Below are 24460 nucleotides of genomic sequence, written 5' to 3'. Positions count from 1 at the left end.
GATGCACCTACGACGATAATGACGCGATCCAATAACAAGAAGCGCCCGCAAGGGGCGCACCTACGACGATGACGCGATCCAATAGCAAGGAGGGCAATTCATGGCATCCTGGTGGCGCAAAAACCTGAACAAGACCGGTGAGCTGGGTGGTTTTGTCAATGGTTTCTATTCACTCCTGACCCATCGCCAGCTCCCCTCAACCAGTGGCACCATCCAGATTGCGGGACTGCATGATCCGGTAGAGATCATTACAGACCAATATGGGGTCCCCCATATCTACGCCAACAACGATGATGATCTCTATTTCGCGCAGGGCTATATCCATGCGCAGGATCGCCTCTGGCAGATGGATCTGCATCGACGATTGGGATCTGGCCGCCTGTCAGAGATATTTGGCGAGGTAACGCTGGAGGCCGATCGCTTCTGCCGACGCCTGGGCATGCACCGGGCCGCGGTGGCCGACGTGGAGTCTCTGCCAGAAGCGGACCTGCGCGTGCTGGAGGCCTATGCCAGCGGGGTCAATAGCTTTATACGGCGCAACCAGAATAAGCTCCCGGTAGAGTTTCGCCTGCTCAATTATCGCCCCGAACCCTGGCAGCCTGCGCATACCCTCCAGTGGGGTAAGGTCCAGGGATGGACTCTGGGTGGCAACTGGGAGACCGAACTGATTCGCGCGCGCATCGTCGAAAAAGTTGGCGTCGAGCGCGCGGCAAAATTAGAGCCGGGCTATGATCCTGAACATCCACTGATCTTGCCACCGGGCATCTCGTATCAGGGCATCAACCTGGGCCTGCTCGAACAGTATCAGCAAATTCAGACCCTGAGCGGATTCAGTGTGATGGGCGGCAGCAACAACTGGGTGGTAGATGGCAGCATGACCGAGAGCGGCGCCCCCCTGCTCTGCAACGATCCACACCTGGGACAGGCCGCGCCATCGATCTGGTTTGAATGTCACCTGGTCTCAAAGGATCTGGACGTCACCGGTGCCACCTTCCCAGGCGCGCCCGGCATCATCATCGGTCACAACCAGCAGATCGCCTGGGGCGTCACCAACGCGATATCGGATGTACAGGATCTATACGTTGAGAAGTTTAATCCGGAAAATCCACGGCAGTACGAGTTCGCGGGCCAGTGGGAAGAGGCCGAGATCATTCGTGAGGAGATCAAGGTCAAAGGGCAGGATATGCCCGTAGTTGAAGAGGTGCGTGTCACACGCCACGGCCCCATCGTGACCCATATCCCCGCCATCTCGCAGCCTCAAACCAGCGAGGGACAGACCAACGAACTCCCGCTGGCACTGCGCTGGACCGGACTGGAATCCGGTACCTTGCTCTCGGCGATCCGCAACCTGAATCGCGCCAGCAACTGGCAAGAGTTTCAAAACGCGCTGCGCGATTGGGATGTACCGGCGCAGAACTTCGTCTATGCCGATCGCGAAGGCAACATTGGCTATGTCATGGCGGGCTATATCCCCATTCGCGCCCAGGGATTGGCATTGGTACCGATGCCCGGCTGGACAGGCGAGTACGAGTGGACTGGTCGCATCGCCTTCGAGGAACTGCCCCAGGTATACAATCCAGAGCAGCACTACCTGGTTACCGCCAACAACCGGGTCATCGACGACAACTATCCCTACTACATCACCCATGAATGGCTCAACGGCTATCGCGCCCAGCGCATCCAGCAGATGCTGACCGAAAAGCAGAAGCTTACGGTCGAAGATATGTCGCGCATCCAGAATGATTACTACTGCATCCCGGCCACCGAGGTGGTCCCCTATATGCTTCAGTTAGAGGCCAACACGGCGCTCAAGCGCGCGGCCCACGAGATCCTGCAGACCTGGGATTATCAATTGAACACCACCAGCATCGGGGCCAGCCTCTACACTACCTTTATCCGCAAGCTGGAGCGATTGGTGCTGGACGCGCTGCTGGGCGATGATGAGGAGCTCATCCACCAGTACCTGGGCAAAAGCCTGAACGCGTTGGGAACATTGAACGGCTATGCCGGTCGTAATAGACCCCTGCTACTGCGTCTGTTGCGCGAGCAGCCAGCCGACTGGTTTAGCGACTCGGTCATCCCCAATGGACCCAAAACGTGGTCGGTCGCGCTGGAGCGCGCCTTTGAGGCCACGCTGGAAGAGTTGCGGGACAGGCTGGGCAGCAATATTCTGCGCTGGCAGTACGGGGCGATCCATAAGATGAAGTACACGCATCCGCTGGGAGCGGTAAAGGCGGTGGAGAGCTTCTTCAATCGCGGACCCTTCTCGGTCGGCGGTGATAGCGATACCGTCAATGTCGGCTCCTCCATCATCACCGATCCCGAAAACGTGATGGTGGTCCCTTCATACCGTCAGATCGTCGACCTGGATCAGTTCTCGCGCTCGAGCTCAATCCACGCACCAGGCCAGTCGGGACAGCCCGGCAGCAAACACTATGATGACTTTATCGCCCTCTGGCGCAGCGGGCAGACGCATCCCATGCTTTATCGGCGCGAAGAGATAGAAGCGCAGGCGGAAGGAACATTGCATTTAAATCCCAATAAGCCATGAGAGAAACCCTAAAGAAAATTTACAAATCTGTGATAGTTTCTTGAATTTTCGCGCTTATACTGTTGTCATGTGAAATGCTAGAGTGAGTCACAGGCTCTACATCACTTCAGACGAGGCTTGTTCGCATGTGCAAGCCTCATTATTTTTGTGCATCTACTTTTCTTCCCCACAAAATCACACTCATCTTTAATCGTGCTATCATGTTGACGTTTTATAAATAAGATAATTTGGACGCCCATGCTTGGGCGTCCGCTGCCGCCACCTGTTATGTTGCATCCACCCCTATAAAATCAAGTGAGCGCCGCAGGGGCGAAACGTCCAGCTTTCAGACATGTTCAAAAAAAGAGGAAGCAATCACCCTTATGCAAGAAAAAAGACCCGCGATAGCACCATCTCCGGATTGGATCTTGCTGCCATTACGCCTGTTTCTTGGCGTTACATTCGTGTATGCAGGTATACAGAAACTGGCCGATCCACAGTTTTTTGATCCCACAAAGGCCGGCTATATTGGTAAGCAGCTGGCAGGATATGCTACTGCATCGCCATTAAAAGACTTCTTACTCCATGTAGCTGTTCCTCACGCCCAGCTCTTCGGCTTTTTAGTCGCCTTTGGAGAGATCGCCATCGGTGTGGGGACCCTGCTTGGTCTGCTCCTGCGCCCAGCCGCCTTCTTTGGCGTGCTGCTGAGCCTGGTATTTTTCCTCTCGGCAACCTGGCGCGTCTATCCCTACTTCTTTGGCTCCGATATTGTATTTGTCTTCGCCTGGTTAACCCTTATGCTCAAAGGGCCATCCCATACCGGACTGCCAACCATCGATGAAAACCTGTTCGCGCCCGCGTCGCGCTCAACCAACCTGCAGCAACCGCCATCAGCGCTCACCCGAATCGCTATGTTAATAATAGGAACCAGGTCGCTAGCAGAGCCAGTAGCTCAACCTGTAAACACGCACCAAAAGCAGATGTCCAGGAGAGCAACTATCCAGCAGGCAAGACGTAGCCGCCGTGGTTTTCTCATGGGACTGATCACCGGGGGCGTGGGTGCCTTTGCACTGGCGGCCGTCGCCATGGCGGCGCGTATTGTAAACACACGGTCGGAAGCCACACCGCCCATTACGCAACAGCCAACGGCCATCGCCACGCAACCATCAACTTCTAACCAGGGCGACGACGGGGACCAGGGTACGCCGACAGCTACCACCACCAGCGCTCCCACAGGAAACAAGATCGCCCAGGTCAACGCGGTCCCCAATAATAGCGGTGTGCCATTTACCATCAACGGTAGCGGCGAGGCCGGTATGCTGATTCACCTGCCCAGCGGCAAGTTTGTCGCCTATGACCTGCGCTGCACGCACGCCGGCTGCCAGGTAGACTATGATCCACAGCAGCACCTCCTCGTCTGCCCCTGCCATGGCGCCGAATTTGATCCCGCGCAACAGGCCAACCCCGTCATGGGACCCGCAGAGACGCCGCTCACACCGGTCACCATCCATATCGATAGCGCCACCGGCACCATCACACAGGCCTAGCCACAGAAGCCAGCAATATAGGACCTACATGGCTCAACTGGCTATTCTAGCCTAGCCATGCATACAGATCCCTCCGCGACAGCTATAATAAGAGAGGTTAGTCCGTGCACGTTACGTGGCTAATCTCTCTTATTGGGGGCGGTATCCATCTATTCTGATCAGGTTACAAAAAAGCCTCTTTTTCTCTTGACAATAACATAGCATCTAGCTATACTTGCTATAGCAAATAGTTATGAGGTAAGCATGAATCTAGCGGAGAAGATTAAACATTTACGTGAAGTAGAAGGCGAATTGAGAGGGTTTAATCGCCCGATGACGCAAATGGAAGTTGTGAAAACAATGCAACAGGAGCTAGGGGTGAGCATCAGTCAGGCCTATCTCTCACAGCTTGAGAGCTCAAAACGACTCCATCTGACGGCATCGAGCCGGGATCTGCTGGCACGCTTCTTTAAAGTTCATCCAGGCTATCTGGTCAGTGATCCGCCGGATTACAGCACCGATCTGCTTACCGAGGTCGGTCAGGAGAGTGATCGACTGGGAACATGGCTGATAGCCAACGCGGCCGAATGGCGCCGCGAACCCATCCTGAGCGAGTTATTACAGATGCTCGCGGAAGTTGAAGAGCCAAGGCGTTACCTGGCGGTCTTCCGCACCTTTATGGAGCTCTCAATTGAAGAGCTCGAAGCGATTATCGATGCCCTGGATATGCAAGAGGAGACTGAATAACTCCGATTGTATTTTCTCGCATTTACCCCGTCTATAGTATATGGGATCAAGACAAGATAGTGAGTAACCCCGGCAAAGGGTTCAGGCATACTTGTGGAGACATTGATGAGAGTTTTCATACACATTGCTCAGCAGGCAATGTGCCAGCGAAAGACAAAGAGGAGAGGCAATGGCGCCGCGACAATTTGAGCTGTACAGTCATGTTGGCTCTGGCAAACATTGGCAAGATCGGCATCCGCTCCTACAACGTCATCCAATACTGGTTTCACTGTGCTTGATCAGTGGCGCGGTGCTACTCGTCATGGCTAGCTATTTCGCCGATACGCTATTTCCTGTCCTGGCATTTATCGGGGCGTCCCCTGCACTCCCCTGCCTCTCGCTAGCATGGATGTCAGGGACGTGCGGTATACTCATCAGCATCATCAACATCATCGAACATGTTGAGCAGCGAAGAGCATACGCCATCGTATCTCCAGTATTGAAGGAGCAGCGCTATGATCGCAACTGATCAACTTTCACTCTTGTTCATCAGCTGTTTTCTCATTGGCATCCTTTACCTGCTCGTTACAGCACTGTTCGGCAACCTGGGTCATCACGGTCAGGACGGTGGCGGCCATGCCCATCACGTCCATATTGAAGGTCATTCACCAACAGGCCATAGTGGTGCCCAGCATCCCCACCACGCGAACAGCGGGGAAGGCCATTTTTCACTCTTTAGCATCATCAATCCAACCAGTATTGTACTTTTCTTGATTGGCTTTGGCTTCTTTGGCTATGCCTTGCATACAAATACCGACTTTGGCATGGCCATCATCCTGGCAATCGCCTGCGTAAGCGGAATCGTTGTAGCGGCCCTCTTCTTAACGATGTTTTCACGTTTGCTGGGTGGCAGCGAAGCGGCCACCGTACAGGACGTAGCCGACCGCACAGGCTTGCTGGGCAAGGTCAGCATTACCATTCAAAAAAATGGGCTGGGCGAGATCCTCTACATTTCTCCTGGCGGCATGCGTAAGAGCATTCCGGCACGCAGCATCGATAATCGTCGGCTGGAGCGCGATCAGGAGGTGGTGGTGGTCAATTATCAGCACGGCATCGCCGAGGTTGATACCTGGGACCACTTTGTAAACCAGGAGGATTCGGCAAGCTTGCTGCAGCCCGAAGACGACGACATGGCTACCCTACGCGCACTTCTTGAGGAACCCAATAAAAATGACTCTGAATATATTATGCGTAATGATACAAAAAAGGAGTAAATCATTATGAGTCTCTTCGCCCTCGTTGGCATTGGTATCGTTGCCTTTCTGCTCATCGTCGTCATCTTTGTGCGCGTATGGGGCGCCCTGCTGCGCAAGGTTGGCCCCAACCAGGCACTGATCGTCTATGGTCAAGGGGGCACACATGTGATCACAGGGGGAGCCAAACTGGTTATTCCTCTGTTCAATCGCGCCCAGGAGTTCTCGCTCGAATTGATGTCCTTTGATGTCGCTCCACGGCAGGCCCTCTACACCACCCAGGGTGTGGCAGTCAACGTCGAGGCCGTCACCCAGATTAAGGTGCGCTCGGATGATGAGAGCATTCGCACCGCCGCCGAGCAGTTCCTGAACAAAACGCAGGAGGATCGCGAGAACCTGATCCGCCTGGTCATGGAAGGCCACCTGCGTGGAATTGTCGGTCAGCTGACCGTTGAGGACCTGGTGAAAGATCCTGAGAGCGTGGGTGGCAAGATGCTGCGCACCGTCACACCAGATATGCAGAAGATGGGGCTGGAAGTTATCTCCTTCACCATTAAAGATGTGCGCGACGAAAACGATTATATCGTCAATATGGGTCGTCCGCAGATCGCGCAGATCCGCAAACAGGCCGATATCGCCGCCGCCCTGGCGCAGCGCGATACGCAGATCCAGCAGGCCAATGCTTCCCGTGAGTCGGCCGTCGCCCGTGCCCTGGCCGATCAAGAGCGTGTGAAAGCCGAGGCCGAATCACTGGCCCTGCAGGCGGAATCACAGAGAAACCTCTCCCTGAAAAAAGCCTCCTTCGATGCTGAAGTCAAGAAGCAGCAGGCCAGCGCCGACAAAGCCTACGACATTCAGTCCAACGTAACGCAGCAGCAGGTTATAGCTGAGGCCGTACGTGTGACCGAGGTCGAGAAGAACGCCCAGATCAAAGTGCAGCAGGCTGAAATTCAGCGCCGTGAGCTGGAACTGCAAGCCACCATCCAGAAAGCCGCCGAGGCCGAGCGCCGCCGCGTCGAGACGGTCGCCGAAGCTGAGAGACAGCGTCTGATCCTGGAAGCGCAAGGTCAAGCGGATGCATCCAAGGCCCGTGGTCTTGGTGAAGCCGATGCCAACCGCGCCCGTGGTCTCGCCGAAGCTGAAGTCATCCGTGCCCGTGGTCTCGCCGAAGCTGAAGTTATCCGTGCCAAAGGTGAAGCGGAAGCTGACGCGATGAAAGTCAAAGCAGCTGCCTTCCATGAGTACAACCAGGCCGCGGTACTGGATAAACTGCTCACCGGCATGCCTGAGATCGTACGTGCCATCGCCGAGCCTCTCGGTAAAGTTGATAAAGTCACCATCGTCTCCACCGGCGGTGATGGCAACAACAACGGCGTTGGTGCCAGCCGACTGACAGGTGATATCATGAATATGGTCGCCCAGGTACCGGCCCTCTTCGAGTTGCTGAGCGGCACCCGCATCGGTGACCTGATGAACAACGTACCCGCGCTACGCACCGAGGACGGCGCCAACGCCCCTGAGAGCAACGCACGCTCCAACGGCACCGGCGCAGTTGAGTCTGCCCCCGGCAAAAATTAGTACCACTTATTAGTAGCATTTCGCATCGGGGCGGCAACCAACCGCCCCAATGATGAAATAAAGAACCAGGGGAGGCCCATGTAGCAACATGGCCTCCTCGGCTCCCTATCAAAAAGCAGGGAGGTGCAGGAGGGGCGGCCAGCCCCTCCTGCCGGGGTTTGGGCGAGCATGCTGGGAGCATGATCAAGTCCCCAAAAATTCTCTCCTATCCCCTTCCCCGCCGTAGGCGGGAATACATAAATATGTGATATTGAGTAAAAAGGCGAGGAAAATCGGCCGCAAGGGCCGAACCTACGATGCGCGGTCGATAATATGAATAATGGAGTGGGCCTATGAATCTGTTGGAACGTGTACTTACTTTGCTAGGGGCCAATCTTGACGCGGTAGCGGAAAAATCCGATGACCCCGAAAAGTCCTTGCGACAACTGCAGATCGATATGCGTAACCAGCTGGTACAAGTGAAGACTGAGGTTGCCAAGGCTATCGCGGAGGGACATGTTCTACAAAAACGGATTCAGGCGCGCAAAACCGAAGTCGACAGCTGGATGAAGAAAGCGGAGCAGGCGGTACAACATGGCAACGATGCCCTGGCTCGCCAGGCATTGACGCAGTACAATGAGCAGAATAAGCTTGTTCAGCGCTACCAGCAACAAAAGAAGGAACAGGAGCAGTTCGTCGCTACCCTGCGCGGCGTGCTGAGCAAGTTAGATGAGAAGATCACCGAGGCGGATACGACGATCGAATTACTGGCGACGCGCAAACGCAATGCCTTGATTCAGCAACGCGTCTATGAAGCTCTGCAGAAAACAGGCAAAACAGATCTGCAGGCGAACCGCAAGGCGCGCGAGGCTCAGCTGAATAGTCAGGCGCAGGCCATGGCGATGGCCGATCTTGACAAGCGTGATCTCGACGCCCAGATCGCGGCGTTGAGCGCCGAGCAGGCCATCGAGCAGCAGCTCGATAGCCTGAAACAGAAACAACAAGCAAACTCGCAACCGCACGCCAGCGAGCAGCGTCCACCCCGCACGGGTCCCCTGACGACCTCGTCCAGTTCAGACCGCTCATCGACCAGGAGACGCATCCGCATCCAGCCAAAAATGGGGCTACGCCCGCCGAAGAACCCTCGACCGAGCGGGACATGGATCTAGACTACCTGAAAAAGATCCTGGAAGCCTCGCAAAACTCCGATATGTAGCAAACAGAACGACAATGCCCGCCGGTGCTAACAGGCAAGCTCGCCAGCACCGGCGGTTTTTTTGTCGTATCCTATAAAGATAGAATTATGTGATTGGCAAAGGTTATCACATGTATTAGATAGAAACATTTTAGAAAGCAGGCATATTATGGCGGATGGTCAGTTATTGCTGGAGGATGTGGCACGCTATCCCCGTCCGGGCATGGATGCGCCAACCGGCGTCACGTTTACCCCCGATGGGCAGCAGATTATTTATCGACAGGTAGGCGCTGGTTCGCTGGCTCAAGAACTATGGAGCTATGATCTGAACAGCGGTGAGCGCAGGCAGCTCACGCATCTATCCGGTGGCCCCCAAAACTCTGCCGGACAGTTCTCCCTGGAGGAGGAGCTGCGGCGCGAACGCAGCCGCCAGCGCGAATCGGGCGTCACCAGCTATCAGTTCGCCGGTGGGACTGAGGGAAAGCCACGGGTCCTGCTGATCCCCTTTGATGGACGGCTCTATAGCGCGCGCGGCGAGCAGGAGCTGACCCCGCTGGCGAACAGCGAGGGAGCCCTCGACGCGCGGCTCAGTCCAGATGGATCAGAGGTGGCCTTTGTGCGCTCGGGCGAGCTTCACGTTATCACGACTGATGGAGCAGGACAGCCGCGAACGCTCACCAGCGGGGCAACGGACGGCATAACCAATGGCCTGGCGGAATATATCGCGCAGGAGGAGATGGATCGCGCCGAGGGCTACTGGTGGAGTCCAGACGGAGCACGTCTGGCGTTCGTGCGCGTCGATAGCCGCCATATCCCCCGCTATCCCATCGTACACCAGGGAACGGAACAGCCGGCCGTGGAGGAGCACCACTATCCCTTCGCGGGCGCCCGCAATGTGATCGTGCGACTGGGTGTGGTGTCAGCTGAGGGAAACCCAAAAGACGTTACGTGGATGGAGCTGGGGTCCAACGAGGATATCTACCTGGCACGCGTAGCCTGGCGACCCGATGGCGTTCTAACGGCGTTGATCGAGTCGCGCGATCAGCAGACGCAGCGGCTGGTCGCTTTTGATGCCCGGAGTGGCGCAGCGACGACGCTGATCGAGGAACGGGGAGAGCCCTGGCTCAATCTCCACAACGATCTGCGCTTCCTGCGCTCGGGCGAATTCGTGTGGTCAGGTGAACGAACCGGCTTTCGCCATCTCTATCTCCACGACCGTGACGGCCGCGAGATACGGGCGCTGACCGAGGGTCAGTGGATGGTGACCGGCGAGGTGTCGGTCGATGAAGAGCGGCGGCTCGTCTACTTCCAGAGCACCCAGGAGAGTCCGCTGGAACGGCACATCTATGTCGTCTCGCTCGACGGAGGCTCCCCACGGCGTCTGACGCAGGAAGCCGGCTGGCACAGCGCGGTCATCTCGCCCAATCACCGCTTCTTCGTCGACACCTGGAACAGTCCCCAGCAGCCACCCAGGCTGACGCTGAGCAGCCTGGAAGATGGCACGGAACAGGCGGTGCTGTTCGAGAACGCGAAGGTTACACCGGCAGCGCTCGGACTCCTCGTGCCAGAGTTCACCAGCTTCCGCACCAAAGATGGCGCAGAGCTCTACGCAGCGATCTATGCTTCGGAGCAGGTCCGCGCTGCTGGACAGCCCCGGCCGCTGGTGGTAGCGGTCTATGGGGGCCCTCACGCGCAGACCGTGACCAGCACGTGGTCCCTTACCGTGGACATGCGCGCACAATACCTGGCACAGCAGGGCTTCGTCGTGCTCAAGGTCGACAACCGGGGCAGCGCCAATCGCGGACTGGCCTTCGAGGGTGCGATCGTGCACAATATGGGGCAGCTCGAAGTTGATGACCAGGTCGAGGGAGTTCGCTTCCTGAGCAGCCGACCCTATGTCGATGGTAAACGCGTCGGCATCTACGGCTGGAGCTACGGCGGCTACATGACCTGCCGCGCGCTGGAACGGGCACCCGAGGTCTTCAAAGCGGGCATCGCCGGCGCGCCGGTCACCTTCTGGGAGGGCTATGACACCCACTACACCGAGCGCTATATGGGCCAGCCGAGCAGCAACGCCAGCGGCTACGCCACCAGTTCGGTGCTGACTGAGGCCGACAAGTTGGGCGGCAAGCTCCTGCTGGTCCACGGACTGGTAGACGAAAATGTGCATGCCCGCCACAGCATGCGACTGCTCGAAGCCATGGCGAGCAGCGGAGGAGAGTACGAGCTGATGATCTTCCCTGAGGCGCGCCATATGCCACGCAACCCCGCCCACCTCAAATACCTGGAGCAGCGCCTGGTAGAGTTCTTCCAGCGCCACCTCGCAAGCAATCACTAGCAACTCAATGCTCACATATACAGGTTGCGACTCGCGCAAATACGTGGGTCGCAACCTGCTTTTACATAAAAATCTATGAGCGCCGTGTGAACGCGAATCTCCGGTCTACCTGGGGAAAAGAAACACGAATACAATGATAATCGCCAGCGCAATGAACATGCCGACAATAAAGGAATAACCTTTATTCGGGGCCTCTTCTTTGTTTTCGATCTGCTTGTCATTCATGGGAAATGTCTTTCTCGCTTTGTATTTATTGTAAGGCTGTGCTAAGGGTCTCTTCTACGTTGGTCATTAATTGAATGCACTGCGCGGACTCGGCCTCGCGCGTGGTAATTAATACTTGAAAGATGCGTTGATCCGTGCCAACCATGTGCATGAAGATCTGCCTTCCTCCACTGGTCACCACGGTATGCTCGTATGCCCCTCCCCCGTCCTGCTCGGAGACGGCCTGCAGCACACCCTGCTGGATGGCGCTGCAATGGCGGCAGAGGCTGGTGACATCCATATCATCAATGGCGACCTGGGCGATGGGTTGTCCATCGATGGTCGCGACAATGGCGGCGATAAAGCCGGGCACGGAATAGCCCAGCGTCTGCAGGGCCGAGACCAGGGCGGCATAATTACGCCGGGCCGCCTGCTGGGTGTGCAGCGTACCTGAAGAGAGCTGCTGCTGGTTTCCCTCATCCGCGGCAGGGACGGCTAAAGCGCCGCTATCGGACCAGCGTCTCGCCGCAGATGAACTACCGAGATTCACCGAGGTCGTATGCCCCACAGAGTCCCAGACGCTGTGCGAGGGACGCAGAACTTCCGTCTCCTGGAAGCCACTGAACTGGTCGGATGCGAACTGTTCAGTGGTCCCTGGCAGCGTACGATCCGCCGGCCACTGTTCCGCTGGGGACGCCATGTCTGGCGTGAACGGGACTGGATACGCGGCCGACGACGACATATCGGCGGCTGGCTCAGGAATGGCACGCTGCGAAGAGGTTGGTTGATCCATCAGCCAGCCGGGAAGTTCGCTATTCTGTTCAGGAACAGGAGCCGCCTGGGCGCGCGAGCGCTCGTTCATCTTCTTGAGCATATCCATCAGCTCTTGCCCGTTCATAGCCATGGTGGGGGCGGACATAGCGTCATTCAGCTGCGAGGCGCTGGCCTGCTCGGGTTTCACGCTAGGACGGCGACTGGTGCTCTCCCACCACTCTTTTTCTGTGGGTACCTCAGCAGGTGGAACGCTGGTGCTCTCCTCCCACAGGTCTGTGTTGTTGGCGCTGGCCTCAAATACAGGTGCGTACGCTGGGGATTCGGTCAGCACCATAAAGGGGGTATCATCGATGTCGGTGAAAGATGACGCCGCGGGGGCCTCCTGAACGCGCTCGATCTCACCGCTATACTGCTGGCGATCGGCATACTTTGTGCGATACTGTAAAGCCTGAAAAATCAGCCGCGAGAGGGGCTGCGTCACATTAGAGGTTATCTGCTCATTCCATGGCTGGTGGATAACGGTCCCATTTTTGTGCGCGGCCAGCGCGAAAAACGCTTCTTCCGCGCGCAGCACCCCATATTCCGCCCAGATCAATTCACCATTCTGGAAACGCAGGATGCCGCGCTCCTCTAGCCCGGTGTTTACCAGGAGCGTAATACTCTTGCGACTCATATTGACCATCTGGATGACATCTAACAGATCAAACGAATCCAGGCTGGCCGAAAAGCCGGTTGGCTGGAGCAGCCGGCGCAGCTCTTCTTTTAGCAAGCGCAGATCCAATGGCTTCTCAAAATAGCTGACCGCGCCGCTCTCCAGGGCTTGCATGCGCGATGAGGTCGCGTCGGCCTCACCCAGCATAATCATACGTACGTTGGGACGATAGGCGCGCAGCCATTGCAGCAGTTCGAAGCCATTGACGCCGGGCGTCTTCACATCACAAATGACGACTTCATACTCTTCCGACCAGAGGGCCCGCACCGCATCCGCTCCACTCATGACCCCCTGCACAATATAGCCATCCTTGCGCAGAGAACTGACTACACTCTGGTTCAGCGCGTCATCACTCGCAACTACAATAATGCGACAGACATCAGACATTATTTCTACCACCTGAAACAGATTCGGCTGTTCCACCCCCATCAGAGTAGACCGAGTCATCAGCTCCTGCATCGAACAGCCAAAGAAAAAGCTTCGGTCTTCATCGGATGGGTCTTACCCCCGTCACCGTGGAGGCGCATGAGCGGCCCCACACGCGCGTCCGCTGTGCAGCCGCGCTGTTTTTTTGTGTTAGTGCATGGGGTGCGCTTTCGCGCACCCCATGCACTAACACAAAACTGACTTCTGAGCACCACAGGTGCGAAACCTCATGCAGGCCATAGGCGATGAACATGAGAGTAAGACACATTCTTACAACAATGTTGTGTAGCAGGTATGAGAAAAGCCCACACTCTTTTTAACTATTCCTGATTAAGGAGGTCCGGGCAAAATAGTAGTATGCTTTTTCGCAGCATAGCTCTGGTCTCATGCCTCTATATTTGTCGCTTTGTATATGATTACAATCCGAACGACAGTTTCTCAACAAACATCTAACGGAATGCACTCGTCCTTCCTGATAAAGGAGCGGGACGTTTCCGGCGAAATTCTGTAATTACTCGAAGAGTGTATCACGACCTTGTAGCGATGGCAAGATACGTAGCATCAGGTACCACGCACCTCCGGCGGCACATTTGTAGGCTCTTTATAGAACGTGCTATACTCGACACAGCAAGCGGTACCCGCCGCGAAAAAGGCGTTTTATTAGTACTTTCGTTGTACCCAATTCGCGCAACTACGGGCACCGGCACTCGATAGTGAAGGAGCGAGTTCAAGCATGACAGCACCAATGAGTCCACAGGATACTTGGAAACAGCGAGCGGGTAGCGCGGCCGCCGAGCTCATAGAAGAGGGAATGGTCGTGGGATTGGGGACCGGCTCGACCGCGGCCTACCTGGTGCAGGCACTGGCGCAGCGCATCCAGCAGGGCTTACAGATCAAGGGGGCGGTGGCCAGTTCCCTGGCCACTTATGAGCTGGCGAACAACCTGAACATTCCTATGACTGACCTGGATGACCATCCCGAGCTGGATATTTATATCGATGGGGCCGATGAGATCGATCCACAGTTGCGCCTGATCAAAGGGGCCGGTGGCGCGCTGCTGCGCGAGAAGATCCTGGCTTCGGCGGCGCGCCGTTTTGTGGTTATCGCCGATCCGTCCAAAAAAGTGACGCAGCTGGGGCATCGCTATCCTCTGCCGGTAGAGATCATTCCGCTGGCGAAGACCCCGATCTCACTGCAGATCTCCCGCCTGGGAGCACAAGTACAGATCAGGCAAAACAACAACATACCCTTTATCACCGACAATCATAATTACATTCTTGACTGCACCTTCCCGCAGGGTATCAGCGATCCGGTACAGCTGGACGCACAGCTTCATAACATCGTCGGGGTGGTTGAGACCGGCCTCTTCATTCATATGGTCAGCCAAATCATTATCGGTGGGCCAGAAGGCGTCCAGGTCTTCCCACAATAACCCACTATTTGCCAGGAGGAATTTCGCGAATATGCACATCGTCCGCACCGTTCAAGCAATGAGGCATGAACACGAACAGTGGACAGGTTCGGTTGGCCTGGTGCCAACCATGGGCTATCTTCACAAGGGCCACCTCTCACTGGTTGAGCACGCACGGGCCGAAAATGAACACGTGGTGGTCAGCATCTTCATCAATCCGACCCAGTTTGGGCAGCACGAAGATCTTGCCAGCTATCCACGCGACATCGAGCATGACCTCCAGCTGCTCTCAAATCTGGGGGTCGATGTGGTCTTTATCCCCACCGTAGATGAGATATATCCCTCCGGATTTACGACGTACGTGACTCCGGAGGGTCCGCTGGTCGAGCAGGGTGAGGGGGCCATACGTCCAGGGCACTTCCGGGGGGTCGCCACTGTCGTGCTCAAGTTATTTCTGATCGTGCAACCACAGCGCGTCTATTTCGGCCAAAAAGATGCCCAGCAGGTCGTGGTCATCCGGCGTATGATTGAGGATCTCAACCTGCCGATCACCATGCAGACCCTGCCCACGATCCGCGAAGCTGATGGACTCGCCATGAGCAGCCGCAATAGCTATCTGACCGCCAGCGAACGAGCCAGCGCATGCGTGCTCTACCGCGCCCTCTCAGCCGCCATGGCTGCCTTTGATCTTCAACGCCTGACCGATGTTCAGGCCATTAGCGGGGCGGCCCGCACGGTGGTTGACAGCATGCCGAATATCCGGCTGGAATACATCGAAATACGTGACTATAGCACCTTCCTGCCACTGCAGACGCTACGCCCTCCCGCCCTCGTGCTGATCGCTGTGCGCATAGGCAAGACACGCCTGATCGATAATTTTGTGCTACATACTGATGGCAGGTGGGATACCGGCCTGATTGGCGACCAGGTATCTCGCGCCAACCCATAAGCATTCATCTATTTAGAGAAAGAACAACCATGCGCGATAAAGTTACAGTTCCCGCCATTAAAGCTCGCAAACACGCAATGAAACTGACGATGGTTACCGCCTACGATGCCCCCATGGCCCGCATTGTCGACGAGGCGGGGATCGATATGATTCTGGTTGGCGATTCCGTCACCACCACCGTGCTGGGCAAGCCGGATACGCTGGCCGCCACCGTTGATATTATGGTCCACCACAGCGCCGCCGTAGCACAGGCGCAGCCGCGCGCCCTGATCGTGACGGATATGCCCTGGCTCAGCTACCATATTTCAATTGAAGAGACGATCCGCAACGCCGGTCGCCTGGTACGCGAGGGAGAGGCCGAAGCGGTCAAGCTGGAAGGTGGACGCAAGAGGCTGCCAATGATCGAGGCTCTGCTGGCCGCCGAGATCCCTGTCATGGGTCACCTGGGTCTGACGCCTCAGTCCGTACATGCCATGGGAGGCTACAAGGTGCAAGGCAAAGAGCTTGAGGCCGCGCACGAGCTGCTCAAAGATGCCAGAGCGTTGGCCGAGGCGGGCGTCTTCGCGCTGGTTCTGGAAGGAATACCTGATGTGCTGGCGCAGATCATCACGCAGGAGATCGACATTCCAACCATCGGCATCGGTGCCGGTCCCCATTGTGACGGACAGGTGCTGGTCTTCCATGACGTTTTGGGTCTGACCACCAATCATCTGCCCAAATTTGTGCGCCAGTACGCGCAGCTGGCGGAGATTGCCACGTCCGCGCTCAAGCAATATAGCGCGGATGTGCAGGCGGGCACATTCCCCGCTGATAGCGAAACCTATCATACCCATAAAGAGGTCGCCCGCACCCTGAAAAGTCAATTTATCGAGCAGTCAGCAGAACCAGAAGATTAAGCTGGCGCGTAAGCGCCCCTGCACAGGCGGTCGCCCCTATTTTAAATATGCTGGTGCAGCTGGCGCGTATAGCGCCAGCTGCACCAGCATATGATGGACACCAGCTTACGCTCATGGCTTTCACGCCTACGGCTCTCAGCAGTTCACTGTATGTTGGTGCAACAGGGCGGCCGCGCGCATGCGGACGCCTGTGCGGGGGCGCTCAAACCTCCGGTAAGAGGAAAGCCTGACACTCGCTGATGATTAGTCAGCGAAGAAGGGAAAAAAGGATGACAACTATTTTATATGACGCGGATGCGGACCTGGAGCTTATCCGGCAGAAGCGGGTGGCGATTATCGGCTATGGGAGCCAGGGGCACGCGCACGCCCTGAACCTGCGCGATAGCGGCTGCGATGTGTTGATCGGGCTGCCAGCTGAGAGTAAGAGCCGCGAGAGAGCGCGACAGGATGGCTGGTCGCCGCTACTGCCACATGAGGCAGCAGCACAGGCCGAGGTAATCATGCTGCTGGTGCCGGATCAGATTCAGGGGCAGGTCTATACGCAGAGCATCCAGCCAGGACTTGCCCCGGGCAAACTGCTGCTGATCGCGCATGGCTTCAGTCTGCAGTACAGACAGGTCGTGCCGGATGAGACGATCGATGTAGCCATGGTCGCGCCCAATGGTCCCGGCGCGCAGCTGCGGCACATGTACAGCCAGGGATCGGGGATTCCGGCCCTCTGGACCGTCTACCAGGACGTCACCGGCCGGGCGCGCGACCTCACCCTGTCCTATGCCCGCGCGCTGGGCTGCACACGAGCCGGCGTGATTCAAACCACGCTCGCCGAGGAGACCGAGACCGACCTCTTCGCGGAACAGGTGGTCCTGTGCGGCGGGCTCACCTCCCTGATCCGCACCGCGTTTGAGACCCTGGTAGAGGCGGGCTACCAGCCGGAAGTGGCCTATACCTGCTGCCTACAGGAGGTAAAGCTGATCGCCGACCTCCTCTATAAAGGTGGCATCCACTTTATGCATAACTCGATCAGCGATACCGCCGAATTCGGGGACTACCGGACGGGGCCACGCATTATAGATGAGCATACGCGCGGCAACATGCGCCAGGCACTCAAGGATATCCAGGACGGCAGCTTTGCCCGCGAGTGGATCCAGGAGAATCAGGCCGGACAGCCGATGCTGAAGGCGTGGCGGCGACAGGATGCCACGCACCCCATAGAGACTGTAGGAGAGCACATGCGAAAGCTGCTACCGTAGCATTTCTCAGGATTTTCTGTTATCCTATATCAAGCATTCGCTGGAAAGAGAACCTTTATTTGCGCCGTTCAAACGCCGATAGATAAAACAACAGTGAGCGGATTGATGCGACATGCCACGCCAATCCGCGCAAAGGCCCTATTGAGCGCCTCAGCGCACCGCATTCCATGCAACAGAACGCCCTTTTCGAACGTCTAATGTATTAACAGTACCATACCCTGGAGATTTTCCACCTTTCGCTCTATTGAGAAGATATATGTTTTCAAATATGCGACGTGATTTCTGTGATGATATTCATAAGAGAGGCTCAGGGATATGCTCATTTTACACATGCGTCCTCAACGCATGGTACGCAACGCTTTCTATATCGCTGGTTACCTTACCTTATTTCTCTTTTTTGTGCTCTTTTCTCCATCGGCACTGGCCCATCCACAACACCTTACGGCCAGTGGTCCAACCATTACAAAAGCCAGCCTGGGCTTCGATGGCATGTACCAGGACGGTAACTGGGTCCCCGTTCAAGTTAACCTGAGCAACACCGGGAGCGATTTTACGGGCAAGGTCGCTATCAATATCCCCTCCACATCACTTGCCGGGCCGAATTCAAGCACCAGTACCAATAGCTATCAAGTAAACGTCGATCTCCCACCGGGGGCTAAGAAGCAGATCACGCTATCCGTGCCGCTGAATTTAAGCGCGCAGGGTGCCAACAGCGAGGTCGCGGTCAACTTATTGGATACAGGTGGTCACATCGTTTCCCACGTAGCCCTGACGCCCAATAACGGCAGCAACCTCACGCTGGTCGGCATCCTATCAGATACACCCAATAACTTTGGCCAGCTCAACCTGGCCCTTTCTAATCTGCTGGCAACGTCGGGACAAACCAAAGGCCTGACCGCGGCCAGCATGCCAGACCAGGCCGCGCTGCTCAAAAATTTCAATGTGATCGTGGTGGACAACTTCACCACTGGATCTTTAAGCCAGGCACAGCTGGCGGCGCTGCAGAACTGGGTGTATCAGGGGGGAGACCTTATCGTCACCGGTGGTCCTGAATGGAAGCGCACCCTGGGCGCATTGCCGGCGAGTTTGGTACCGGTCAGCATCAAGGGAACCGGCAACATCCCAGCTAACAGGCCGCTTCTGCCGGTGAATACCGTGGCCTCAAATAATCAACCCAACAACGAGAACATGAAGGCACAGGTCGCTATCAGCACGGGCCAGGCGGCCCCGCATACCACGACACTGCTCTCGTCGGATCGCACACCAGTAATTGTGCAGCAGATTCAGGGGCAAGGGGACGTCTATTATCTGGCCTATGATCCCACCATCGAGCCACTGGCCAGCTGGCAAAATACCCATCAGCTCTGGGCCGATCTCCTGACGCGCTCCATAGGGGACCGGGTCTTGATGAACACGGCCAATACAGGCAATACCCCTATATCAGGGTCAAACATTAATATGCCCTATGTGACACTGATCTCGCTGCTGCAGAGCTTCTTCCCGAATGCCTATCCATCGATCTGGCTCATCCTGGTCCTCCTGCTAAGCTATGTCATCATCCTGGGTCCGCTCCGCTTGATCTTGATACGTGCCTTCAAGAGACGCGACTGGAGCTGGCGCATCGTGCTGGCGACCATCGCCATCTTTACCTTGCTCAGTTATGGGCTGGCCCTGCAGCAAAAGGGATCAGCCATCGTCAATAGCAGTATTACGCTCATCCAGCTGAACGCGCCCGATAAAAGCGGCTCCAGTGGACATGCCACCACCTTCCTGGGCGTTTTTGTTCCCAGCCAGGGGGACTTCCAGGTGCACATGCCAGGGGTCAGCCTGGTGCAACCGGCGGACCAAAATGGATATGTAGATCCTGCCTATCGCGGCACCTCGAGCAATCAGCAGTCGATCTATACCGTGGGCAGCGATGGCACCAATGTTGATCTGCAGGGCGTCGATATCTGGACCACGCGCACCCTGATCGCCCAGCACGATATGCATACCAGCGGCGGCATCACCTCACAGCTTCAGCTGCAGCAGAATATCCTGAGCGGCACAGTCACCAGCACGCTTCCGTATACATTGACCGATGCGTTTGTGGTGATGGGCAACGGCTATGTATCACTGGGCGACATCAAGCCGAACAGTACCACGCAGGTCCAGCTCAACCTGGGCAGCAACGCCTCCAACGCCCAGAACGCAAGTAATGCCACGACGATCGCGGATCAGATCGCCAGCAGTCGCGGGATGGCCACCAATCCCAATGGGGGCTATTATTCCGCGTACAACACCAGCAACAACCAGGCCATGGATGCCCCACACCGTCACGCACTCTTGCTGGAGGCGCTCAGCGGGGGCTTCTGCGACAACACCACCTGCTACCATCAAACCTTCCCGACGGCTGGTAATGCCAGTGGAGTGATTACCAAACAGATCCTCAACGGCACCAGTAGCAGCGATCGTGATCCACTGACCCTGGCGGGCGCCACCGCGACCGTTATCGGCTGGCCCCAGGACACATCCTCCATCAACGGAGATATCACGGTCAACGGTCAGACACCCAGCGGTTCACAGGAGACCATAGTACAGGCACCCCTGGACGTCAAGTTCACCGGAGCCGTGCAGATCCCGTCTGGCATCATCAACAGTCAGATCGTCCATATTCAACAGAACGCCCCTGGCAACATCCAGGAAGTGTCATTGGGGACGTATGCAATGGTGTCGAGCAATATGACGCTGGAGTATACCGTGCCCAATATATCCAAATTGGAGAATAGTTCGCTGACCTTCACATCGTCGCTCTCGCCAACAAGAAATACCGGCCAGACGGTTGGTGCAGCCACGAATATCAATCATCTACAGGCATATCTCTATAACTGGCAGACGGGCAACTGGGACAGTGTATCCTTCAGTGAATTTACCTGTACGGTTAAATCCGCGCAAGCCTATATCGGCACGGGAGGGCGTATATTGCTGCATCTAAGCAACCGTGATACCAATGCGGTCTTTGATAAACCAACCTTAACCCTGCAGGGGACGGTCGCACAGTAGAGAGGGATAGCTAATGCAGAACATGGTGGTACCATCCACAACGGCACCGACAACCGAAGCGATTATCAAAATTCAAAACGTCTCGAAACGGTATCACAATACCCATGCTTTACGCGATATCAGTCTGGAGATCCCGCGTGGCACCATCTATGGGCTCATTGGTCCTAATGGGGCCGGCAAAACCACCCTGCTGCGCATTCTGGCGGCCCTGCTCACTCCGAGCTCGGGGCAGGTCTGGATCGAGGAACAGGAGGTGACGCGCACCCCCTCTATCATCCAGCGCAAGGTTGGTTATATGCCGGACTTCTTCGGTGTCTATCCCGACCTGACCTCCGCGGAATACCTGGAGTTTTATGCCGGCATTCACGGCATACCACGGCAGAAACGCGCGGGCATCGTGACGGACCTCTTAGAGTTGGTCGAGCTCTCGTCCAAACGAGAGGCCATGGTTGAGACTCTCTCACGCGGTATGAAACAGCGGCTGTGCCTGGCACGGGCGCTCGTCCACGATCCAGACATCCTGCTGCTGGACGAGCCAGCCTCTGGACTGGATCCACGGGCGCGCGTCGAGTTGCGCGAATTGGTGCGCACGCTTCAGGGGATGGGCAAGACGATTCTGATCAGCTCCCACATCCTCCTCGAACTGGCTGAGATGTGCACCGATATCGCCATCATCCAGAACGGGCAGCTGGTCATAGCCGGGGACGTCGAGCGGGTCACCCATCAACTGGGTGGCGCGCGCCAGATAGAGATCCGACTGCTCGACAACACGCGGATCGACGACGTCGTCGCGCACCTGGAAAACGTGGCCGATATCCACAACATCACGACCAACGAAGACAGATTGATTCAAGCAGAATTTAGTGGTGATGATGAGACGCTGCACCATATTCTGGCCGCCCTCATCGCCCAGGGTTATCCGGTTGTCTCTTTTGCTCCTCGTTCGGGTGGTGGACGACTCGAAGAAGTCTTTATGCATATTACAGAAAGGGGCAGCCAGGCATGACCTTCATGGCACTATTGATCAAAGAGATGCGCCTGCGCATGAGGCGCGAACGCACGATCTGGCTGGTCGTCTCATACATCTTACTGCTCGGTCTGCTGGGCTGGTTCTATATCAGCGTTAGCAGCAGTAGCGCGGCCTACGGCAACAACTGGGCCAACATCGGACTGGGGCTCTACAGCATCCTGCTGACCGTGCAGCTCTTTCTGATCATCTTTATTACGCCCGCCTTTACGTCGACGGCCGTCAACGGCGAAAAAGAGCGCCAGACCTTCGATCTCTTGCTCTGTTCACGCCTGTCCTCGACCTCGCTCGTTACAGGTAAGCTGCTGGCTGGCCTGCTCAACGCGCTGATACTGATTGCGGCCTCCATCCCTATCTTCAGTCTGGTCTTTTTCTTCGGGGGCGTCTCACCGACACAGGCGTTGGCCGCGCTCCTGGTATTTGTTCTGACGGCGGTGCTGGCCGCCAGCCTGGGAATCTTCTGCTCAACCCTGGTGGCGCGACCCGCGATCTCGACCGCGCTCTCCTATGTCCTGCTCTTGCTCTGGTTGGGCTTGCCTGTCCTCTATGCCATTATCATCCCGCTCAGGACAAGCAAGATGCCGCTCTATCTGCTATGCCATCCGGTGGTGGCGATGTTTAGCACGTTCAACTATGGTGCGATAAACACCAACAATAGCATTAACATTGGCCCGTTCAATTTTGTTGCCTGGCAGATATACAGTATTTACAGCGTTATCGCCGCCCTCATTTTGATTGCCCTGAGTCTCTGGCTGGTGAAACCGCAGGCCTGGCAGCGTTTACAGTTGCGGCTACGCAAGAACAACATCGAGACATCAGGAAACGAAACAAAAGCGTCAGCGACAGCGTGATGAGATAGAATACAGGTATATATAGATGAAAACAGGCATCCGTCCATCTGATGAGACAAGGGAAAGGATGTATTATGGCAACCTTTATACCGTCACATACCCGGGCGAACAGCGGGGGAGCGCAGGCGCAGGCGAACCTCAGCGCCGCGCTGCGGCCCTGGCGTAGACGCATCTGGACCCAAAGAATTCTCTTCTGGGGCGTACGCGGCCTGCTGATCGGTTTATTTATGGCGGGCCTGATCCTATTGATCTCTCGCCTGCTCCCCTGGGCGTCGGCTCCCTATTGGGCGCTGGGGATCGGCATCGCCCTACCGGTGCTGGGCATCGCCCTGGCACTCTGGTTCCGCCCCACCAATACCAGCACGGCCCACATGGTGGATGAGCGCCTGTCTCTACATGACCGTGTAGGGACCGCGTGGGAGCTGCGCGACCAGGCATCGGCCCTGGCCGGACTGCAGAGGCGCGATGCCCTTAAACAACTGCGCGCCCATACGCCTGCCAAAAGTATCGCGTTGCGCCTGAACAGGGCCACCACCGTCACCCTGGTCGTGCTCTTACTCTTATTGACCACGCTGATACTGGTCCCCAATCCCATGACGGCCGTCCTCAAACAACAGGCCGCTTTGCAGGCGCAGATCACCAAGCAGGTGACCAGCATTGAAAAGCTCCGGCAGATCACCGCTCAGCAGCCAGGCATCTCTAAGGACGAGAAGCAAAAGATCGACCAGATCCTCCACGATCTGGAAAGCAAATTGCAGCAGGCTAAGAATCCCAACGATGCCCAGCAGGCGCTTTCAGAGGCGCAGGCCAAACTGGATCAACTGCGCAACCCACAGTCCAGCAACAAAACGCAGGCCCGCTCCTCGGCCGCCGACGCGCTCAACAATAGCTCCAATGCCAATACACGCGCCGCCGGACAGGCTTTAAACTCCAACGATAGCAAGAGCCTGGCCCAGGCCTTACAGAATCTCGCCAACCAGGCCAGCAAGGCATCACCTGAGCAGCGCAAGCAGATGGCCCAGGATCTGGAGAAAGCCGCCAACCAGGCGAACAAAGATCCCGCTTTAAGCTCGGCCCTGCATCAGATGGCGAAATCGATGGCCGACGGCAGCAGCAGCGAGATCTCAGATGCCGCCAAAGCCGTGGAATCAGCCAGCAACCAGACCAGCGCTGACCAGGCCGGCGAGAACGCGATCAATAAGGCCTCGCAGGGTCTGCAGAACGCCGCCAACAACCTGGCATCAGCCACAGACAATACAACTGGACAGGCGCAGCAGGGTCAAGATCAGGGGCAGAATCAACAAGGCCAGGGCCAGCAGGGACAAAACCAGCAGGGTCAGGGCCAGGGCCAGCAGGGGCAAAACCAGCAGGGTCAGGGCCAGGGCCAGCAGGGACAAAACCAGCAGGGGCAAGGACAGCAAGGTCAACAGGGCCAGGGTCAGCAGGGCCGGGGTCAGGGACAGCAGGGTCAAGGAAGCCAGGGTCAGGGAAGTCAAGGCCAGGGTCAGCAGGGTCAGGGACAGGGAGGAGCCGGTGGTGGCAATAGCAATGGCTCTGGCGCGCACAAGGATGAGCCTGTGTATGTGCAGGGCCAGAACGGCCAGGGCTCAAGTACACAGAGCGCTGATAATAACAACGGCGTCGTTCAGCCTGGCTCGGATGTCCCCTACTCAAAGGTCATTGAACAGTATAACCAGAAAGCGCACGACGCCATCGACAACAGTAATGTCGCGCCAAGCCAGAAGGACCTGGTCCATGATTACTTCAACACATTAGAAGGGCAGCAGTAATAC

At 56.6% G+C, this 24460-nt stretch carries 17 protein-coding genes; 16 read left to right on the top strand and 1 reads right to left on the bottom strand.

All coding sequences use genetic code 11. From position 1 onward, the window contains the following. Positions 1 to 100 precede the first annotated feature (100 nt). The 8 genes from AABA21_RS30645 to AABA21_RS30610 all read left to right on the top strand — a co-directional run bounded on the left by AABA21_RS30645 (position 101) and on the right by AABA21_RS30610 (position 11125). Positions 101 to 2551, top strand: coding sequence for a penicillin acylase family protein (locus tag AABA21_RS30645; RefSeq protein ID WP_338256099.1), 2451 nt, complete (start codon positions 101 to 103; stop codon positions 2549 to 2551). Between the two features lie 362 nt (positions 2552 to 2913). After that, positions 2914 to 4077 carry a TQO small subunit DoxD gene (locus AABA21_RS30640; protein ID WP_338256097.1) on the top strand — a complete coding sequence of 388 codons (1164 nt, stop codon included), beginning with the start codon at positions 2914 to 2916 and terminating at the stop codon, positions 4075 to 4077. Positions 4078 to 4389: 312 nt separating this feature from the next. Beyond that, positions 4390 to 4803: a hypothetical protein gene (locus AABA21_RS30635; protein ID WP_338256095.1), complete on the top strand. Its 414-nt coding sequence runs from the start codon at positions 4390 to 4392 to the stop codon at positions 4801 to 4803. A gap of 169 nt (positions 4804 to 4972) precedes the next feature. After that, a complete protein-coding gene (locus AABA21_RS30630) occupies positions 4973 to 5311 on the top strand; it encodes a hypothetical protein (protein WP_338256093.1) in 339 nt (112 codons plus the stop codon). Next, a complete protein-coding gene (locus tag AABA21_RS30625; protein WP_338256091.1) occupies positions 5298 to 6056 on the top strand; it encodes an NfeD family membrane protein in 759 nt (252 codons plus the stop codon). The genes AABA21_RS30630 and AABA21_RS30625 overlap by 14 nt, the downstream gene beginning before the upstream one ends. Positions 6057 to 6062: 6 nt before the next feature. Beyond that, positions 6063 to 7613, top strand: coding sequence for an SPFH domain-containing protein (locus AABA21_RS30620; protein WP_338256089.1), 1551 nt, complete (start codon positions 6063 to 6065; stop codon positions 7611 to 7613). Positions 7614 to 7945: 332 nt separating this feature from the next. Beyond that, positions 7946 to 8761 carry a PspA/IM30 family protein gene (locus tag AABA21_RS30615; protein ID WP_338256087.1) on the top strand — a complete coding sequence of 272 codons (816 nt, stop codon included), beginning with the start codon at positions 7946 to 7948 and terminating at the stop codon, positions 8759 to 8761. A gap of 195 nt (positions 8762 to 8956) precedes the next feature. Next, positions 8957 to 11125 carry a S9 family peptidase gene (locus tag AABA21_RS30610; protein ID WP_338256085.1) on the top strand — a complete coding sequence of 723 codons (2169 nt, stop codon included), beginning with the start codon at positions 8957 to 8959 and terminating at the stop codon, positions 11123 to 11125. A 250-nt stretch (positions 11126 to 11375) separates the two neighbouring features. On the opposite strand, the gene AABA21_RS30605 is transcribed toward AABA21_RS30610, so the two are convergent. Further along, on the bottom strand, positions 11376 to 13262 hold the full coding sequence (locus tag AABA21_RS30605; protein WP_338256082.1) for a response regulator: 1887 nt from the start codon (positions 13260 to 13262) through the stop codon (positions 11376 to 11378). Positions 13263 to 13974: 712 nt separating this feature from the next. On the opposite strand from AABA21_RS30605, the gene rpiA reads away from it, so the two are divergent. The 8 genes from rpiA to AABA21_RS30565 all read left to right on the top strand — a co-directional run bounded on the left by rpiA (position 13975) and on the right by AABA21_RS30565 (position 24457). Beyond that, positions 13975 to 14673: a ribose-5-phosphate isomerase RpiA gene (gene rpiA, locus AABA21_RS30600; RefSeq protein WP_338256081.1), complete on the top strand. Its 699-nt coding sequence runs from the start codon at positions 13975 to 13977 to the stop codon at positions 14671 to 14673. 31 nt (positions 14674 to 14704) lie between these two features. Next, positions 14705 to 15601 (top strand): pantoate--beta-alanine ligase, encoded by an 897-nt coding sequence (gene panC / locus AABA21_RS30595; RefSeq protein WP_338256080.1) that lies wholly within the window; start codon positions 14705 to 14707, stop codon positions 15599 to 15601. A 29-nt stretch (positions 15602 to 15630) separates the two neighbouring features. Next, positions 15631 to 16497, top strand: a complete 867-nt coding sequence (gene panB / locus AABA21_RS30590; RefSeq protein WP_338256079.1) for a 3-methyl-2-oxobutanoate hydroxymethyltransferase — start codon at positions 15631 to 15633, stop codon at positions 16495 to 16497. A 269-nt stretch (positions 16498 to 16766) separates the two neighbouring features. Further along, positions 16767 to 17747 (top strand): ketol-acid reductoisomerase, encoded by a 981-nt coding sequence (ilvC, locus tag AABA21_RS30585; RefSeq protein WP_338256077.1) that lies wholly within the window; start codon positions 16767 to 16769, stop codon positions 17745 to 17747. A 315-nt stretch (positions 17748 to 18062) separates the two neighbouring features. Then, the gene (locus tag AABA21_RS30580) at positions 18063 to 20789 is read left to right on the top strand and encodes a DUF7408 domain-containing protein (RefSeq protein ID WP_338256075.1); all 2727 of its coding nucleotides are present in this window, start codon (positions 18063 to 18065) and stop codon (positions 20787 to 20789) included. 13 nt (positions 20790 to 20802) lie between these two features. After that, complete coding sequence (locus AABA21_RS30575) at positions 20803 to 21795, top strand: ABC transporter ATP-binding protein (protein WP_338256074.1); 993 nt, start codon at positions 20803 to 20805, stop codon at positions 21793 to 21795. Then, entirely contained in the window at positions 21792 to 22667 is an 876-nt protein-coding gene (locus AABA21_RS30570; protein ID WP_338256072.1) for an ABC transporter permease, read from the top strand. Before AABA21_RS30575 ends, AABA21_RS30570 begins: the two co-directional genes overlap by 4 nt. Before the next feature lie 74 nt (positions 22668 to 22741). Next, entirely contained in the window at positions 22742 to 24457 is a 1716-nt protein-coding gene (locus tag AABA21_RS30565; RefSeq protein WP_338256071.1) for a hypothetical protein, read from the top strand. The last annotated feature ends 3 nt before the right edge of the window (positions 24458 to 24460 follow it).

This window comes from Dictyobacter halimunensis (genome assembly GCF_036245075.1).
The sequence above is the reverse complement of the archived record's forward strand: the minus strand, read 5'-3'. Positions and strand labels throughout refer to the sequence as shown.

Bases quoted from the DNA above. Each gene is read 5' to 3' on its own strand.
- AABA21_RS30610 (WP_338256085.1), top strand. From the start codon at position 8,957: ATGGCGGATGGTCAGTTATTGCTGGAGGATGTGGCACGCTATCCCCGT.
- AABA21_RS30565 (WP_338256071.1), top strand. From the start codon at position 22,742: ATGGCAACCTTTATACCGTCACATACCCGGGCGAACAGCGGGGGAGCG.
- AABA21_RS30630 (WP_338256093.1), top strand. From the start codon at position 4,973: ATGGCGCCGCGACAATTTGAGCTGTACAGTCATGTTGGCTCTGGCAAA.
- rpiA (WP_338256081.1), top strand. From the start codon at position 13,975: ATGACAGCACCAATGAGTCCACAGGATACTTGGAAACAGCGAGCGGGT.
- AABA21_RS30625 (WP_338256091.1), top strand. From the start codon at position 5,298: ATGATCGCAACTGATCAACTTTCACTCTTGTTCATCAGCTGTTTTCTC.
- AABA21_RS30635 (WP_338256095.1), top strand. From the start codon at position 4,390: ATGACGCAAATGGAAGTTGTGAAAACAATGCAACAGGAGCTAGGGGTG.
- ilvC (WP_338256077.1), top strand. From the start codon at position 16,767: ATGACAACTATTTTATATGACGCGGATGCGGACCTGGAGCTTATCCGG.
- panB (WP_338256079.1), top strand. From the start codon at position 15,631: ATGCGCGATAAAGTTACAGTTCCCGCCATTAAAGCTCGCAAACACGCA.
- AABA21_RS30620 (WP_338256089.1), top strand. From the start codon at position 6,063: ATGAGTCTCTTCGCCCTCGTTGGCATTGGTATCGTTGCCTTTCTGCTC.
- AABA21_RS30580 (WP_338256075.1), top strand. From the start codon at position 18,063: ATGCTCATTTTACACATGCGTCCTCAACGCATGGTACGCAACGCTTTC.
- AABA21_RS30645 (WP_338256099.1), top strand. From the start codon at position 101: ATGGCATCCTGGTGGCGCAAAAACCTGAACAAGACCGGTGAGCTGGGT.
- AABA21_RS30615 (WP_338256087.1), top strand. From the start codon at position 7,946: ATGAATCTGTTGGAACGTGTACTTACTTTGCTAGGGGCCAATCTTGAC.
- AABA21_RS30605 (WP_338256082.1), bottom strand. From the start codon at position 13,262: ATGACTCGGTCTACTCTGATGGGGGTGGAACAGCCGAATCTGTTTCAG.
- panC (WP_338256080.1), top strand. From the start codon at position 14,705: ATGCACATCGTCCGCACCGTTCAAGCAATGAGGCATGAACACGAACAG.
- AABA21_RS30640 (WP_338256097.1), top strand. From the start codon at position 2,914: ATGCAAGAAAAAAGACCCGCGATAGCACCATCTCCGGATTGGATCTTG.
- AABA21_RS30570 (WP_338256072.1), top strand. From the start codon at position 21,792: ATGACCTTCATGGCACTATTGATCAAAGAGATGCGCCTGCGCATGAGG.
- AABA21_RS30575 (WP_338256074.1), top strand. From the start codon at position 20,803: ATGCAGAACATGGTGGTACCATCCACAACGGCACCGACAACCGAAGCG.